The sequence below is a fragment of the Pseudomonas cyclaminis genome, from assembly GCF_015163715.1.
Classification (GTDB): Bacteria; Pseudomonadota; Gammaproteobacteria; order Pseudomonadales; family Pseudomonadaceae; genus Aquipseudomonas; species Aquipseudomonas cyclaminis.
The window spans coordinates 1-15,447 of sequence record NZ_JADDUM010000201.1 but is presented as its reverse complement, the minus strand read 5'-3'; the positions used below and the strand labels follow the sequence as shown (position 1 = coordinate 15,447).

Below are 15,447 nucleotides of genomic sequence, written 5' to 3'. Positions count from 1 at the left end.
TGTGGGAGGGGCTTGCTCCCTCCCACACCGGTTACTCGTGGGCGCTAAAACCGCGACACGCTCTTCATCGCTCCGATCAGATACCGCATCGCCACCTGATCGCTCTCGTTCAGGGCGCGATACTGCGCGAGCAACTCGACCTCATCCAGACTTAACCGACGGCCACGCAAGGACATCCTGCGGGTCAAAAAAGACGCCACCAAACCTGCTACACCATAGGACTTGGCCATGGACTGCTTCTCCTGATATCAATCAAATACTCCCGGCGCCCACCAACCGTCCCCCGTGAAGCTCAATGCCTGCGAGGACAAACAGACTGACTCCCTGGGCCAGAAATCTGTCTTACCCTAAGCGTAGAAACAATCTCGTTTCCTGTGGGATTTTTTTAGAGTATTCACTTAAAAAATACTTCGGTAACAAATACCTACAGCGCTATCCCACAGCAACGGACAAAAAAAACCCACCGGCTCAGGGTGGGTTTAGATGGAGCCGGTGCAGGATCAATCCCTCAAGTCAGACTCATGAATCGGCTGGTCCCGATGCGTTGCCCGTTGGTACTGCGCTGGCCAGATTGCCTTGCGCCCGCCCAAGTCATCGTCGGCATGCAACGGCCAGTACGGATCGCGCAGCAGCTCACGGGCCAGGAAGATGATATCGGCCTGACACGTGCGCAGGATGTGCTCGGCCTGGGCCGGCTCGGTGATCATGCCGACCGTGCCGGTGGCGATGCCCGACTCCTTGCGCACACGTTCGGCGAAGCGCGTCTGGTAGCCCGGCCCGGTGGGGATCTCGGCATTGGCGGCGGTGCCGCCGGAGGACACGTCGATCAGGTCCACGCCCAGGTCTTTGAGGCGGCGCGCCAGCTCGACGGTTTCATCGGGGTTCCAGCCGTCCTCCACCCAGTCGGTGGCCGACACCCGCACGAACAGCGGCAATTCCTGGGGCCAGACTTCGCGCACCGCCTGGGTCACTTGAAGCACCAGGCGGATACGGTTTTCAAAGGAGCCGCCGTATTGGTCCTGCCGTTGATTGCTGATGGGCGACAGGAATTGGTGCAACAGATAACCGTGGGCCGCGTGGATTTCCACCACCTCGAAACCGGCGGTGAGTGCGCGCTTGGCGGCAGCGACGAAGTCGGCGATCACGTGCTGGATCTGCTCTTCGTCCAGTTGGCGGGGTTGAGTGTGTTGAGGGTCGAAGGCAATCGGCGATGGGCCTACCGGCACCCAACCACCGTCCTCGGGTTTGACGCTGCCGTGCTTGCCGATCCATGGCCGATGGGTGCTGGCCTTGCGCCCGGCATGGGCCAACTGAATGCCGGCCACCGCGCCCTGGGCGGCAATAAAGCGGGTGATGCGCTGCAGCGGTTCAATCTGTTGGTCATTCCACAGGCCCAGATCCTGGGCCGTGATGCGCCCATCGGCCGTCACGGCAGTGGCCTCGGTGAAAATCAGCCCGGCGCCACCGCGGCACGGCTGCCGAGGTGGACCAGGTGCCAGTCATTGGCCAGGCCATCGTCACTGGAGTATTGGCACATCGGCGAGACGGCGATGCGGTTCAGGAGGGTCAATTGGCGCAGGGTATAGGGTTCGAGCAGCTGACTCATGGCGCACCTCTTCTGGGTTCTATGGGCACTGTTCAACAGTGCTTAGAGCCTAGTCGACAACGATGGATTGCACAGGGTTCAGAAGCAAAGCGGGAGCCGATGGCCGGCTCCCGTGCAGCAGATACTTACATTTCGACCTGGGTGCCCAGCTCGATCACCCGGTTTACCGGGAGTTTGAAGAAACGCAGGTTGCCGTTGGCATTCTTCAACATGAACGCAAACAAGCCTTCGCGCCAACGCGCCATGCCTTCGATCTTCGAGGCGATCACCGTCTCACGGCTGAGGAAGTAGGTGGTGCGCATCGGGCTGAAATCCAGATCATCCAAGTGGCACAACTTCAGCGCTTCGGGCACGTCCGGCTCGTCGGTGAAACCGAAGTGCAGGATCACGCGGAAGAACCCTTCCCCGTAGGAATCCACCTCGAAACGCCGTGAGGCAGGGACCCGCGGGATGTCTTCATAGACCACCGTCAGCAGCACCACTTGCTCGTGCAACACCTGGTTATGCAGCAGGTTGTGCAACAGCGCGTGGGGCACGGCGTCGGGCCGCGCAGTCAGGAACACCGCCGTGCCCTGCACGCGATGGGGTGGCTGTACGCGGATGCTGCTGATAAAGATCGGCAGCGGCAGCCCGCCTTCGTCGAGGCGCTCCACCAGCAATTGCTTGCCGCGCTTCCAGGTGGTCATCAACACGAACAGCACGATGCCCGCGATCACCGGGAAGGCGCCGCCCTGGATGATTTTCGGCACGTTGGCGGCGAAATACAGGCCGTCCACCAACAGGCAGCAGAGCAGCACCGGCACGGCCAGCACGGGAGGCCATTTCCACAGCAGCAACATCACCGCCGAGACCAGGATGGTGGTCATCAGCATGGTGCCGGTCACTGCCACGCCGTAGGCCGAAGCCAGTGCGTTGGAAGACTCAAAGCCCACTACCAGCAGGATCACGCCAACCATCAGCGACCAATTCACCGCGCCGATATAGATCTGGCCCTGTTCGGCGCTGGAGGTATGTTGAATGTGCATGCGCGGGATGTAACCCAGTTGGATCGCCTGGCGGGTCAAGGAGAACGCACCGGAAATCACCGCCTGGGAGGCAATCACCGTGGCCAGGGTCGACAGCACCACCAGGGGGATCAGCGCCCAGCTCGGCGCCAGCAGGTAGAACGGGTTGCGCGCGGCTTCAGGATCGCCGAGCAACATGGCGCCCTGGCCGAAATAGTTGAGCACCAGCGCCGGCAACACCAGGATAAACCAGGCGCGGGCGATGGGTTTGCGGCCGAAATGGCCCATGTCGGCGTAGAGCGCTTCGGCGCCGGTCAGTGCCAGCACCACGGCGCCCAGGATGGCCACGCCAATGCCTGGGTGAGCCTCGAAGAAACGCACGGCCCACATCGGGTTCAATGCCTTGAGCACTTCGGGGTGCTGGCTGATGCCATAGATGCCCAGCCCGCCCAGCACCAGGAACCAGGTCACCATCACCGGCCCGAACAACTTGCCGATGCGGTCGGTGCCGTGTTTCTGGATCAGAACAGCGCCACCAGCACGACCAGTGCAATCGGCACGACCCATTTCTCCAGGCCGTCGAACGCCAGCTCCAGGCCTTCAACCGCCGACAACACGGAAATCGCCGGGGTGATCATGCTGTCGCCGTAGAACAGCGCCGCACCGCACAGCCCACAGACCACCAGGAAACTGCGCAACTTCTTGCGCTCTCCCGCTGCCCGGCGTGCCAGTGCGGTCAAAGCCATGATGCCGCCTTCGCCCTGGTTGTCGGCGCGCAGCACAAACAGCATGTATTTGATCGATACGACCCAGATCAGCGACCAGAAGATCAGCGCCAGGATCCCCAATACGCCGTCATGGTTGACCTGCACCCCATAACCGCCGTTGAACACCTCTTTGAGGGTGTAGAGCGGGCTGGTGCCGATATCGCCGTAAACCACCCCGACCGCTGCCACCAGCATGCCGATCGGCTTGGTGTTTGAATGCTCGGCACCTGCCGCCTGACTACTCGCCTGACCCATCAACCACTCCTGCCCTTTGACCTGAGGTCTCTTATAAACAACGCGCCTAAGCTGACCCTAGCATGCGCTGTTTTACTTCTCGTAACAGACGTTTTATTGACCCAGGGGTTTTACCCGTGTGCAACGGCGCGAAGCATAGCGCAGCGCTCGTCGCATTTCCCTGCATAAAGCTGGAGTCTTTTTGCCTGCATTGACGGCATTTAGTTCCAACGCTACGTTTTCGCTCTTCACGACCTCCACAATTTCCGACGCATGGGTTCCATGGCGGCGAGCTTGGAACAAAAAGCGTTTGATCAAATTTGATGGGCTGACTCATACTTCATCTGTAGCCACAACGTAGCTACACTTTTAAGAGGAAGTCATGATATGCCTGCATTACTCAAAACCACTGACGTTCGCTGCCGCATTGATGAGGATTTGAAGGCGCGCGCCACTGCTGTGCTCAATGCTTGTGGGCTTAGCCTCAGTGATGCCATGCGTCTTTTCCTCCGTCAGGTAGTGACAACACAGGGAATTCCGTTTGAGGTGCGGGTTCCTTCGGAGAAGACCGCTCGTGCCATGGCACAAGCGCATGCGATACGTCGCCAGTTTGACTCGATCGACGACATGCTAAGGGACACTGATGGCGAAACAGGAGAAGAAACAAAAGCGCGCTGACCTGCCAAAGCAATGCGCGCAGACGCCTGAGTTTAAAAAGTCCTGGGAACGCTACAAGCGTGCCGGGCGCCGGGATATGAATGAGGTTCGGTTGGTGATGGTGATGCTTTTTTTAGGCGAACAACTACCCGCCGAGTATCGAGACCATGCGCTTACTGGGAATTGGGACGGTTTCAGAGAATGCCATATCGGCGGTGATTTTCTGATGATTTATGAGCAATCGCGGGCTGACCTGATCACCTTTGTTGACTTGGGGAGTCACGCTGAATTATTCGCGTAGTGATTGGCGAATCGAATGACGCAGCACTCGTCGCATTTCCCTGCATAAAGCTGGTCAAGTGGGTTGCCCGCCGCTAGAATTGCGCACTTTTTGATCAGAGGCACACCAAGTGCCCGTCCCCCGCCTTGTCGTGCCCGACTGGCGGCGTCATTCAATACCGAGGTTAGACATGTCCACCACCATCGCAAAGGCCAACCCCAAGGTTGGCTTTGTTTCCCTGGGTTGCCCGAAGGCTCTGGTCGACTCCGAGCGCATCCTCACGCAACTGCGTATGGAAGGCTATGACGTTGTGTCGACTTACCAGGATGCCGACGTGGTGGTGGTCAACACCTGCGGCTTTATCGACTCGGCCAAGGCGGAGTCCCTGGAAGTGATCGGCGAAGCCATCAAGGAAAACGGCAAGGTCATCGTGACCGGCTGCATGGGCGTGGAAGAAGGCAATATCCGCAACGTGCACCCGAGTGTGCTGGCCGTGACCGGCCCGCAGCAGTACGAGCAGGTGGTCAATGCCGTGCACCAAGTGGTGCCGCCGCGCCAGGATCACAACCCGCTGATCGACCTGGTGCCGCCGCAAGGCATCAAGCTGACCCCGCGCCACTATGCGTACCTGAAGATTTCCGAAGGCTGCAACCACAGCTGCAGCTTCTGCATCATCCCGTCGATGCGCGGCAAGTTGGTCAGCCGCCCGGTCGGTGACGTGCTCGACGAAGCCCAGCGCTTGGTCAAATCCGGCGTGAAGGAGCTGTTGGTGATCTCCCAGGACACCAGCGCCTATGGCGTCGACGTGAAATACCGCACCGGTTTCTGGAACGGCGCGCCGGTAAAAACCCGCATGACTGAACTCTGCGAAGCCTTGAGCAGCCTCGGCGTGTGGGTGCGCCTGCACTACGTTTATCCGTACCCGCACGTTGACGAGCTGATCCCGTTGATGGCCGCCGGCAAGATCCTGCCGTACCTGGACATCCCGTTCCAGCACGCCAGCCCGAAAGTGCTCAAGGCGATGAAACGCCCGGCCTTCGAAGACAAGACCCTGGCGCGCATCAAGAACTGGCGCGAGATCTGCCCGGAGCTGATCATCCGCTCCACCTTCATCGTCGGCTTCCCTGGCGAAACCGAAGAAGACTTCCAGTACCTGCTGGACTGGTTGACCGAAGCCCAACTGGACCGTGTCGGCTGCTTCCAGTACTCGCCTGTGGAAGGTGCTCCGGCCAACCTGCTGGACCTGGCCGTGGTGCCGGACGACGTCAAGCAAGACCGTTGGGAGCGTTTCATGGCGCACCAACAGGCGATCAGCTCGGCGCGTCTGCAACTGCGCATCGGCAAGGAAATCGAAGTGCTGATCGACGAAGTTGACGAGCAAGGCGCGGTAGGCCGCTGCTTCTTCGACGCGCCGGAAATCGACGGTAACGTATTTATCGACGATGCCAGCGGCTTGAAGCCGGGCGACAAGGTCTGGTGCACCGTGACCGACGCCGACGAGTACGACCTGTGGGCCGAAAAGCGCGACTGATGCTGTAAAAATGTGAAAAAGCCCTGCCTCTGGACAAGATGCGGGGCTTTTTTACGTCTATCGTTTTGCCCATCGGCACGGATCTCAGCAAGGGGCAGCGGGCATGCGTCAGCATTCGGTTATCCATACACCCAACACCAGCGACTACGCGCAGTTGGCGCAGATCTGGGAAGCCTCGGTGCGAGCCACTCATGACTTTTTGCCCGACAGTTACATCGTGCTGCTCAAAAACCTGGTGCTGACCCGCTACCTGGACTCAGTGATGCTGATCTGCACCAAGGACTCGCGCCAGCGCATCACCGGGTTTGCCGGGGTCGCGGCGGGCAAGGTGGAGATGCTGTTTATCGACCCGCAACACCGGGGCCAGGGCCTTGGTAGACAGCTGCTGTGGTACGCGATCGAGCACCTGAATGCCGAAGCCCTGGACGTCAACGAACAGAATCCCCAGGCCCTGGGGTTTTATTTGAAGCTTGGGTTCGAGGTGATCGGACGCACGGAGCATGATGGCCTGGGCCAGCCTTATCCGTTGCTGCATATGCGTCTGCGCCAGGCGCATCAGCAGGAGCGCCAAGGCTAAATGAAATGGGTCCGGGATTAACCGCGTCCACACAGGTACAATAGCCGCCCCCTTTTGTTACGGCCCTTGTCATGACTGACCCCATACGCCTCTCCAAACGCCTTATCGAACTGGTCGGTTGCTCCCGTCGGGAGGCTGAGCTGTTTATCGAAGGCGGCTGGGTCTCGGTGGACGGTGAAGTGATCGACGAGCCGCAGTTCAAGGTCACAACGCAGAAAGTCGAACTCGACCCCGACGCCAAGGCGACGGTGCCGGAACCGGTGACCATCCTGCTGCACGCCCCCGCCGGCATGGATGCCGAGACCGCCATGGCCTCGATCAGCGCCGAAACCCTGTCCGAAGAACACCGCTTCAGCAAGCGCCCGCTCAAAGGTCACTTCCTGCGCCTGACCGCCAGCGCCGACCTGCAAGCCAAGGCCAGCGGCCTGCTGGTGTTTACCCAGGACTGGAAAATTCTGCGCAAGTTGACCGCCGATGCCACCAAGATCGAGCAGGAATACGTGGTGGAAGTCGAGGGCGACATGGTTGCCCACGGCCTCAACCGCCTGAACCACGGCCTGACCTACAAGGGCAAGGAACTGCCGGCGGTCAAAGCCAGTTGGCAGAACGAAAACCGCCTGCGTTTCGCGATGAAAAACCCGCAGCCAGGCGTGATCGCGCTGTTCTGTGAAGCCGTTGGCCTGAAAGTCGTGGCGATCCGCCGCATCCGTATCGGCGGTGTATCGATCGGCAAGGTGCCGGTCGGTCAATGGCGTTACCTGTCCGGCAAAGAGAAGTTCTAAGCCGCTCCCCTTTTCTCGACACCGCCTGATGGGCGGTGTCCTCAGTTGAATACCAGGATTGCCCACCATGATTCACAACGACGTACTGCGCAGCGTGCGCTACATGCTCGACATCAGCGACAACAAGATGGTCGAGATCATCAAGCTCGGCGGCATGGACGTCTCCAAGGACGACCTGCTGACCTACCTCAAGAAAGATGAGGAAGAAGGCTTCGTGTTCTGCCCGGACGAGGTCATGGCCTACTTCCTCGACGGCCTGGTGATTTTCAAGCGCGGCAAGGACGAAAGCCGTCCGCCGCAGCCGATCGAAACCCCGGTGACCAACAACATCATCCTGAAAAAGCTGCGCGTGGCCTTCGAGCTGAAAGAAGACGACATGCACGCCATCCTCAAGGCTGCCGAGTTCCCGGTCTCCAAGCCAGAGCTGAGCGCGCTGTTCCGCAAGTTCGGCCACACCAACTACCGCACCTGTGGCGACCAGTTGCTGCGCAACTTCCTCAAGGGCCTGACGCTGCGCGTCAGAGCTTGAGAACAGCCAAAAGCTTCAAGCTGCAAGTTAAGCGCTTGTGGCTTGCGGCTTGCCCCTTGAGGCTCCAGTAATGGCCTACCAAGTCTCGCCCGTCGGTTTCGTCCGCTCCTGCTTCAAGGAGAAGTTCGCCATCCCGCGCCAACCGCAACTGGCGCCCGCCGCCCGGGGCGTGTTGGAGTTGGTAGCGCCGTTCGACCAGGGTGAAGCGGTGCAGGGTTTGGAGCAGGTCAGCCATGTGTGGCTGTTATTCCTGTTCCACCAAGCCCTGGAAGACAAGCCGCGCCTGAAAGTGCGACCGCCGCGCCTGGGTGGGAATACGTCCATGGGCGTGTTTGCCACCCGCGCGACTCATCGCCCCAATGGGATTGGCCAGTCAGTGGTCAAGTTGGACAAGGTGGAGCCGGGCCGGCTGTGGATTTCCGGGATCGATTTGCTCGATGGCACGCCGGTGTTGGATATCAAGCCGTATGTGCCATATGCGGACATTATCGATACGGCCACCAACAGCATCGCCAGCAGCGCGCCGCAACTGATCCCTGTGCAGTGGCTCAAGACCGCGCTGCATCAGGCACAAGGCCATGCGGAGCGCCTTGGCGAACCATTGGTGGCCTTGATTGATCAGTGTTTGGCGCAGGACCCACGGCCGGCGTATCAGACGCCTGGGCCGGAGCGGGAATATGGCGCGCAGTTTTGGGATGTGGATGTGCGTTGGCACTATCCCGAGGCTGGCGTGATCTGTGTGCTGGAAGTGCTTCCCGCTGGATAAAGCGCAAACAGAATGTGGGAGGGGGCTTGCTGTGGTGAGGCGGCTTGCCCCCCGACTGGTTCACTGAAGATCCAATAGGGCTGCTGCTCAGGGCAAGCCTCCTCACCACAGCACGCCCCTCCCACATTTTTTGATCGCGTTTACTTCTCGACGAACGCACGCTCGATCAGATAGTCACCCGGCTCACGCATACGTGGCGAAACCTTCAGGCCGAAGCTGTTCAATACTTCGCTGGTTTCGTCCAACATGCTTGGGCTGCCGCACAGCATGGCACGGTCGTCCTCGGGGTTGATCGGTGGCAGGCCGATGTCGCTGAACAGCTTGCCGCTGCGCATCAGGTCGGTCAGGCGGCCTTCGTTTTCGAACGGCTCGCGGGTCACGGTCGGGTAGTAGATCAGCTTGTCACGCAGGGCCTCGCCGAAGAACTCGTTCTGCGGCAGGTGCTCGGTGATGAACTCGCGGTAGGCGACTTCGTTGACGTAACGCACGCCGTGGCACAGGATCACTTTTTCGAAACGCTCGTAGGTTTCCGGGTCCTGGATCACGCTCATGAACGGAGCAAGGCCAGTACCGGTGCTGAGCAGGTACAGGTGTTTGCCCGGCTTCAAATCGTCAAGCACCAGGGTGCCTGTCGGTTTTTTGCTGATGATGATCTCGTCGCCTTCCTTCAAGTGCTGCAATTGGGAAGTCAGCGGACCATCCGGCACCTTGATGCTGAAGAACTCCAGATGCTCTTCCCAGTTTGGGCTGGCGATGGAGTAAGCGCGCATGAGCGGGCGGCCGTTAGGCTGTTGCAGGCCGATCATCACGAACTGACCGTTCTCGAAGCGCAGGCCCGGGTCGCGGGTGCACTTGAAGCTGAACAGAGTGTCGTTCCAGTGATGAACACTGAGGACACGCTCGTGGTTCATGTTGCTCATGTACGGGTAACTCCTGGAAATGGGTCTGCGCCAGATGCAGCTGCGCAATTGCACAGCATTCTAATGGCGGCGACAATATCTGTTAACTGGATTATTAAGATAAGGGTTATCGGTTATATCGATATGCGATTTACTCTCCGTCAACTGCAAGTTTTCGTCGCCGTCGCCCAGCAGGAAAGCGTCTCACGCGCTGCTGGCCTTCTGGCCTTATCTCAATCCGCCGCCAGCACCTCGATCACCGAGCTGGAGCGTCAATCCAGCTGCCAATTATTCGACCGCGCCGGTAAACGCCTGAGCCTGAACGCCCTCGGCCATCAGCTGCTGCCTCAGGCCGTAGCGCTGCTGGACCAGGCCAAGGAGATCGAGGACCTGCTCAACGGCAAGTCGGGCTTCGGCTCCCTGGCCGTCGGCGCTACCCTGACCATCGGCAATTACCTGGCCACCCTGCTGATCGGCAGCTTCATGCAGCAGCATCCCGAAAGCCAGGTAAAACTGCATGTGCAGAACACTGCCAATATCGTGCACCAGGTTGCGCACTACGAAATTGACCTGGGTCTAATCGAAGGCGACTGCAGCCACCCCGATATCGAGGTGCAAACCTGGGTGGAGGATGAGCTGGTGGTGTTCTGCGCGCCTCAGCATCACCTGGCCAAGCGCGGTGTTGCCACCATGGAAGAGCTGACCCATGAGGCGTGGATCCTGCGCGAGCAAGGCTCAGGCACGCGCCTGACCTTCGACCAGGCCATGCGGCATCACCGCAGCGCGCTGAATATCCGCCTGGAGCTTGAGCACACTGAGGCAATCAAGCGCGCCGTGGAATCGGGATTGGGGATTGGCTGCATCTCGCGCCTGGCGCTTCGCGACGCGTTCCGCCGTGGCAGCCTGGTGCCGGTGGAAACCCCGGACCTGGACCTGGCGCGGCAGTTTTACTTCATCTGGCATAAACAGAAGTACCAGACCTCGGCGATGCGCGAGTTTCTGGAGCTGTGCCGCGCCTTCACCGCCGGGGTTCAGCGCAGCGACGAGATCGTGCTGCCGAACATCGCCTGATCTTTAGATCAGAATGACTGCCCATACCAGGGTAATCATGGTCAGCGCCACGAATTGCGCGGCGCTGCCCATGTCCTTGGCGTTTTTCGAGAGCGGGTGGCGGTCCAGGGAAATGCGGTCAATGGCCGCTTCCACGGCCGAATTGAGCAATTCGACGATCAAGGCCAGCAGGCATACTGCAATCAGCAACGCCCGTTCGACCCGGCTGACGTTCAGGAAAAAACTCAGCGGGACCAGGATGACGTTGAGCAACACCAACTGCCGGAACGCGGCCTCGCCAGTGAACGCCGCGCGCAGGCCATCCAGGGAATAACCTCCAGCATTGAAGATACGTTTGATACCGGTTTGACCCTTGAAAGGCGACATAGACGTAGGCAACTGAACCAAAGAAGTGGGGAAACTAGATCACGCAAAGTCAAAAAAGCGTGAATCGGTAACAGCTTAATGCTGCGAAATTGACTCAAGTTGTTGCAAGAGCAGCGCCGCCTGGGTCCGCGTGCGCACACCCAGCTTACGGAAGATCGCGGTCACATGGGCCTTGATGGTCGCTTCGGACACGCTCAGCTCATAGGCAATCTGCTTGTTCAACAGGCCTTCGCAGACCATGGTCAACACCCGGAACTGCTGGGGCGTCAGACTGGCCAAGCCATCGCGGGCGGCCTTGGCTTCGTCGGAGACGTTGATTTCTTCGAACGCTTGCGGCGGCCAGGAGACATCACCGTCCAGCACCTTGCGTACGGCGTTCTGGATATCGTCCATGGCGCTGGACTTGGGGATGAAACCGCTGGCCCCAAACTCCTTGGAGCGCACCACCACGTCAGCGTCCTCCTGGGCCGAGACCATCACCACGGGAATCTGCGGGTACTGCCCACGCAGCAGCACCAACCCCGAGAAACCGTAGGCGCCAGGCATGTTCAGGTCGAGCAGCACCAGGTCCCAGTCGGATTTTTCGGTGAGGCGGGCTTCCAGCTCGGCAATGCTGGCCACTTCAACCAGACGCACATCCGGGCCGAGGCCCAGCGTGACGGCCTGGTGCAGCGCACTGCGAAACAACGGGTGGTCATCGGCTATCAGGATTTCGTATGTGGCCATTGATTAAATGATCCTGTTTTTTATGGCAGCCTTGATGGGTTCAAGGTTAGCCAGTACACAAGGCAATGACCAGGCAGCCATTGCCATAGGGCACGTTCAACGTCAAATGCACGTGAAACGACGTCGAAAATTCACGGTTGCGCCCCAATCGGCGCCCAGCATGCCCAGCGTAGCCTGGGGGGTCAAGCACTACGCCCGTGGGCATTTTAGCGGGTTGCAGGTTTACAGTGCCATCATGCAAACGTCGTCTGGCTATACCGCCGGTATATAGGGCGCAAGTCGCGTATGGACGACATCGGAGGCGTCCAAAGGCATCTGGAACTTGGCGGCCAGATAATGGGTGCTGAACACATCGAGGTAGGCGTCCAGCACTTCGCTGGCAACTTCATCGCCGGCCAGTTCCAGACACAGCGCCGCGACTTCGGCGGTACAGAAATGATCATCACGCTTGGATCGGCGCAGTTTGTAGCGCGAGAGTTGCTCAGGCGCCAGGCTCAGGACTGGCAAGTGCTCCAGATACGGGCTTTTGCGGAACATCTTGCGCGCTTCACTCCAGGTGCCGTCGAGCAGGATGAATAACGGGCGCTTGCCCTCTGTCACGATGACTTGGCTGACCACCCGTTCAGGCGCCACGAATTCGCCGGGGAATACGATGTAAGGCTGCCATTGCGGGTCTGCAAGCAAGGTGAGCAAATCCGCGTCGACTTCGGTGCGCGCCCAGGGGAACGCGGTGGTGTCGGCGATGACGTCGGCGATCAGCCAGCCGGTGTTGCTGGGTTTCATCGGTTCAACATCATGCATCAGCAAGCACATCGCGGACCGGGCCTCGACCTTGGGCCGCCAGGCGCACAGGCAGTACTCGGGAATCACCCGGCAGCCGGGGCAGCGTTCGGCGCGGGAGCCACGGTTGACGAAGGGCTTGACGGCGCGAGCCAGGCGCTGGGTGCGCAGACGGGAAACGGCGTGGCTCATCGGATGCGCCGCTGGAACGGGTAAATCGACACGGATAGAACTCGTGAAAGGCTGAAGTGGCCGCAGTTTACCAGCGATACGCCTGGCTGTAGTGGCAAGGGGTCACCTATAATTGCGCGCCACTGAACGCACAGCGCAGTGGCTGGTCTATGCACCAGTAACCGAATCAGGAGAGTTTCATGCTGCGTTCCATGCTGCGCCTTGTCGCCCCATCCATCGCCCTTGCGCTGGTATTGCCTGTGGGCGCACATGCGGCCTCGCTGCTGGAGGCCCAGATGAACAGGAAACTGCAAAGCGTCGCGGCTGAGAGCAACAAAGACCTGCCCCGGGAAATCGACGAAAAAACCCTGGAAGTGGCCTACACCGTTGAAGGCATGCAGTTGATCGATCACTTGAGCGTGATGTCCGACCGCGCCGAGCAAATGCGCGCCAACCCCAAGGCTGTGTATTTCCAACTGGGGCAAAGCGTGTGCCTGAACAAAGGCTACCGCGAGCTGATGGCCAAAGGCGCCGTGATGCGCTACGAAATCACTGAGAACAAGACTAACCGTCCTGTGGCATCGGTGAAGTTCGTGGAAGCGGATTGCCCGGCACCGGCGAAAAAGAAAAAGTAATTCCGTCTGACCTTCGCGCGCTGCTCCCAGTGGCGCGCACTCCCCCGCGCCAACGCCCCTCAAGCAGCCAGGCTCTGTGTGAGCAACCAATAAGCGGTTGCCAGCCAAGGGTTTTTCGGCCCATGATCAAGCCATCCCAACCGCTCACTCACAGCACTTTTCATGCTGTTCTGTAACATTTTCAGGGCAAAAGAAGGTTGCCCCCTGCGGCAAGCAGCGACACATGTAGTGTCGTAGCCTCCGGCGAACTTCTCGTCGGCTACCCGGCCCTGCAAGAAGGAGAAGTTGAATGCCTTACGAACCGAACGACAGCCTGCTCCAGCATTTTGAAAAAAACGGGGCCGACCTCACGCAGCAGGTCGAAGCTCAACTCCAACTGATCGCCCCCGACAGCCCGAATATCCCTCTGTACCGCGACATGATCCTCACCGTGCTGCGCATGGCACAGGACGACCGCAACCGCTGGAATGCCAAGATCACCCTGCAAGCCATCCGAGAACTGGACAACGCCTTCCGCGTGCTCGAACAGTTCAAGGGCAGACGCAAGGTCACCGTATTCGGCTCGGCCCGCACGCCGGTGGAAAGCCCACTGTATGCGCTGGCCCGGGAAGTGGGCGCAGCGCTGGCGCGCTCGGAACTGATGGTGATTACCGGTGGCGGTGGCGGCATCATGGCCGCGGCGCACGAAGGCGCAGGCCTGGAGCACAGCCTGGGGTTTAATATCACCCTGCCATTTGAACAGCATGCCAACCCGACGATTGATGGCACCGACAACCTGCTGTCCTTTCACTTCTTCTTTACCCGCAAGCTGTTTTTCGTCAAGGAAGCCGATGGACTGGTGTTATGCCCTGGCGGGTTCGGCACTCTGGATGAAGCGCTGGAAGTGCTGACGCTGATCCAGACCGGCAAGAGTCCGCTGGTACCGGTGGTGTTACTGGATGCGCCGGGGGGCGGGTTCTGGCAAGGCGCGCTGGACTTTATCCGCAGCCAGTTGGAAGCCAATCGCTATATCTTGCCAACTGACCTCAAGCTGGTGCGACTGGTGTATAGCGCTGAAGAGGCCGTGGAAGAGATCAATAAGTTTTATGCCAACTTCCACTCCACTCGCTGGTTGAAGCGTGAGTTTGTGATGCGCATGAATCATCCCCTCAGTGATGGGGCGTTGGCCCACTTGCAGAGCGAGTTTGCCAGCCTGCGCTTGAGCGGTGACTTCAAGCAGCTTGCCTATACCGGCGAGGAACATGATGAAGCGCGCTTCAGCCATTTAACGCGTTTGGTATTCAACTTTAATGGACGAGACCAGGGCCGGTTGCGGGAATTGGTGGATTACATCAATTTGCCGGAGAACTGGGTGCAGGCTCAGGGGAAGGCGCAGCAGCGGGTGACGCCGGAGACGGCTTGATTTTTTAAGCAAAAAAAGGAGCCCACTATTTTCATAGTGGGCTCCTTTTTGGGGGCGTTTCAGTGAAGTGAGCGGTGAGTTGATTGGGGCTGCTACGCAGCCCAGCGCGGGGCAAGCCCGCTCACCACAGCAAGCCCGCTTATCACAACGAGCCTGTACAACATGACAAGCGCGTTTAACACGGTTTCAGTCGTCCATGTCTCGGCCGCTGAGCAAGCGGCTGATCATCTCCATCGAAAATCCACGGTAACTCAAGAAGCGGCCTTGTTTCGCACGCTCCCTGGCATCGATCGGCAGATGGCCAGAGAACTTGCGACGCCAAGTGTCTTCCAACTGCGACTGCCAACTGATCCCACACTCACGCAGGGCGAGGTCGATATCGGCACGTTGCAGGCCACGCTGGCTCAGCTCTTCACGAATACGCGCAGGGCCATAACCGGAACGGGCTCGGTAGGAGACAAAACTTCGAGGTAACGGGATTCGGACAGCAGCCCTTCTTCCGTTAAACGGTCAAGGGCCGTATCGATCATCTGCAGGGTCTGCGCCGCGCTGACGAGCTTACGCGTCAGCTCGACTCGCCCATGCTCGCGGCGAGCGAGCAGGTCCATCGCAGTGCGCCGAACGGCGACGAGTGTATCCAGTACAACAGTCATCGTTTGCTTCA

The 15,447-nt window shown here is 59.5% G+C and carries 15 protein-coding genes and 3 pseudogenes; 10 read left to right on the top strand and 8 right to left on the bottom strand.

What is annotated here, in order from left to right:
* Nucleotides 1–44 precede the first annotated feature (44 nt).
* The 3 genes and pseudogenes from IQK56_RS23305 to IQK56_RS23295 all read right to left on the bottom strand — a co-directional run bounded on the left by IQK56_RS23305 (nt 45) and on the right by IQK56_RS23295 (nt 3,632).
* Nucleotides 45–230, bottom strand: coding sequence for a hypothetical protein (locus IQK56_RS23305; RefSeq protein ID WP_122306229.1), 186 nt, complete (start codon nt 228–230; stop codon nt 45–47).
* 270 nt (nt 231–500) lie between these two features.
* A pseudogene (locus tag IQK56_RS23300) lies at nt 501–1,606 on the bottom strand (NADH:flavin oxidoreductase/NADH oxidase).
* A 125-nt stretch (nt 1,607–1,731) separates the two neighbouring features.
* Nucleotides 1,732–3,632: pseudogene (locus tag IQK56_RS23295) on the bottom strand (potassium transporter Kup).
* Between the two features lie 366 nt (nt 3,633–3,998).
* Here IQK56_RS23295 and IQK56_RS23290 point away from each other — a divergent pair.
* The 7 genes from IQK56_RS23290 to tsaA all read left to right on the top strand — a co-directional run bounded on the left by IQK56_RS23290 (nt 3,999) and on the right by tsaA (nt 8,733).
* Nucleotides 3,999–4,289: a type II toxin-antitoxin system RelB/DinJ family antitoxin gene (locus IQK56_RS23290; protein WP_122305203.1), complete on the top strand. Its 291-nt coding sequence runs from the start codon at nt 3,999–4,001 to the stop codon at nt 4,287–4,289.
* On the top strand, nt 4,255–4,569 hold the full coding sequence (locus IQK56_RS23285) for a type II toxin-antitoxin system YafQ family toxin (RefSeq protein WP_150674815.1): 315 nt from the start codon (nt 4,255–4,257) through the stop codon (nt 4,567–4,569). Before IQK56_RS23290 ends, IQK56_RS23285 begins: the two co-directional genes overlap by 35 nt.
* A 169-nt stretch (nt 4,570–4,738) precedes the next feature.
* Complete coding sequence (gene rimO / locus IQK56_RS23280) at nt 4,739–6,079, top strand: 30S ribosomal protein S12 methylthiotransferase RimO (protein ID WP_046384502.1); 1,341 nt, start codon at nt 4,739–4,741, stop codon at nt 6,077–6,079.
* A gap of 103 nt (nt 6,080–6,182) precedes the next feature.
* Nucleotides 6,183–6,656 (top strand): GNAT family N-acetyltransferase, encoded by a 474-nt coding sequence (locus tag IQK56_RS23275; RefSeq protein WP_122305201.1) that lies wholly within the window; start codon nt 6,183–6,185, stop codon nt 6,654–6,656.
* A gap of 71 nt (nt 6,657–6,727) precedes the next feature.
* A complete protein-coding gene (locus IQK56_RS23270) occupies nt 6,728–7,438 on the top strand; it encodes an rRNA pseudouridine synthase (RefSeq protein ID WP_150674817.1) in 711 nt (236 codons plus the stop codon).
* Between the two features lie 67 nt (nt 7,439–7,505).
* Entirely contained in the window at nt 7,506–7,967 is a 462-nt protein-coding gene (locus tag IQK56_RS23265) for a YehS family protein (RefSeq protein ID WP_150674818.1), read from the top strand.
* 70 nt (nt 7,968–8,037) lie between these two features.
* Entirely contained in the window at nt 8,038–8,733 is a 696-nt protein-coding gene (gene tsaA, locus IQK56_RS23260) for a tRNA (N6-threonylcarbamoyladenosine(37)-N6)-methyltransferase TrmO (protein WP_150760543.1), read from the top strand.
* Between the two features lie 140 nt (nt 8,734–8,873).
* On the opposite strand, the gene fpr is transcribed toward tsaA, so the two are convergent.
* Nucleotides 8,874–9,653, bottom strand: a complete 780-nt coding sequence (gene fpr, locus IQK56_RS23255) for a ferredoxin-NADP reductase (RefSeq protein ID WP_003189055.1) — start codon at nt 9,651–9,653, stop codon at nt 8,874–8,876.
* 123 nt (nt 9,654–9,776) lie between these two features.
* Here fpr and IQK56_RS23250 point away from each other — a divergent pair, with 123 nt between their 5' ends.
* Nucleotides 9,777–10,703 (top strand): LysR family transcriptional regulator, encoded by a 927-nt coding sequence (locus tag IQK56_RS23250; RefSeq protein WP_026013711.1) that lies wholly within the window; start codon nt 9,777–9,779, stop codon nt 10,701–10,703.
* 3 nt (nt 10,704–10,706) lie between these two features.
* On the opposite strand, the gene IQK56_RS23245 is transcribed toward IQK56_RS23250, so the two are convergent.
* The 3 genes from IQK56_RS23245 to IQK56_RS23235 form a co-directional block, all read right to left on the bottom strand.
* Nucleotides 10,707–11,069, bottom strand: a complete 363-nt coding sequence (locus tag IQK56_RS23245; protein ID WP_032891758.1) for a diacylglycerol kinase — start codon at nt 11,067–11,069, stop codon at nt 10,707–10,709.
* 75 nt (nt 11,070–11,144) lie between these two features.
* The gene (gene erdR, locus IQK56_RS23240; RefSeq protein WP_122305197.1) at nt 11,145–11,795 is read right to left on the bottom strand and encodes a response regulator transcription factor ErdR; all 651 of its coding nucleotides are present in this window, start codon (nt 11,793–11,795) and stop codon (nt 11,145–11,147) included.
* 252 nt (nt 11,796–12,047) lie between these two features.
* The gene (locus tag IQK56_RS23235; protein ID WP_193862823.1) at nt 12,048–12,767 is read right to left on the bottom strand and encodes a tRNA-uridine aminocarboxypropyltransferase; all 720 of its coding nucleotides are present in this window, start codon (nt 12,765–12,767) and stop codon (nt 12,048–12,050) included.
* 179 nt (nt 12,768–12,946) lie between these two features.
* On the opposite strand from IQK56_RS23235, the gene IQK56_RS23230 reads away from it, so the two are divergent.
* Entirely contained in the window at nt 12,947–13,381 is a 435-nt protein-coding gene (locus tag IQK56_RS23230; protein ID WP_122305195.1) for a PA3611 family quorum-sensing-regulated virulence factor, read from the top strand.
* Between the two features lie 289 nt (nt 13,382–13,670).
* Nucleotides 13,671–14,783 (top strand): LOG family protein, encoded by a 1,113-nt coding sequence (locus tag IQK56_RS23225; RefSeq protein WP_193862821.1) that lies wholly within the window; start codon nt 13,671–13,673, stop codon nt 14,781–14,783.
* A gap of 186 nt (nt 14,784–14,969) precedes the next feature.
* Here the strand turns inward: IQK56_RS23225 and recX are convergent.
* A pseudogene (gene recX / locus IQK56_RS23220) lies at nt 14,970–15,436 on the bottom strand (recombination regulator RecX).
* Between the last annotated feature and the right edge of the window lie 11 nt (nt 15,437–15,447).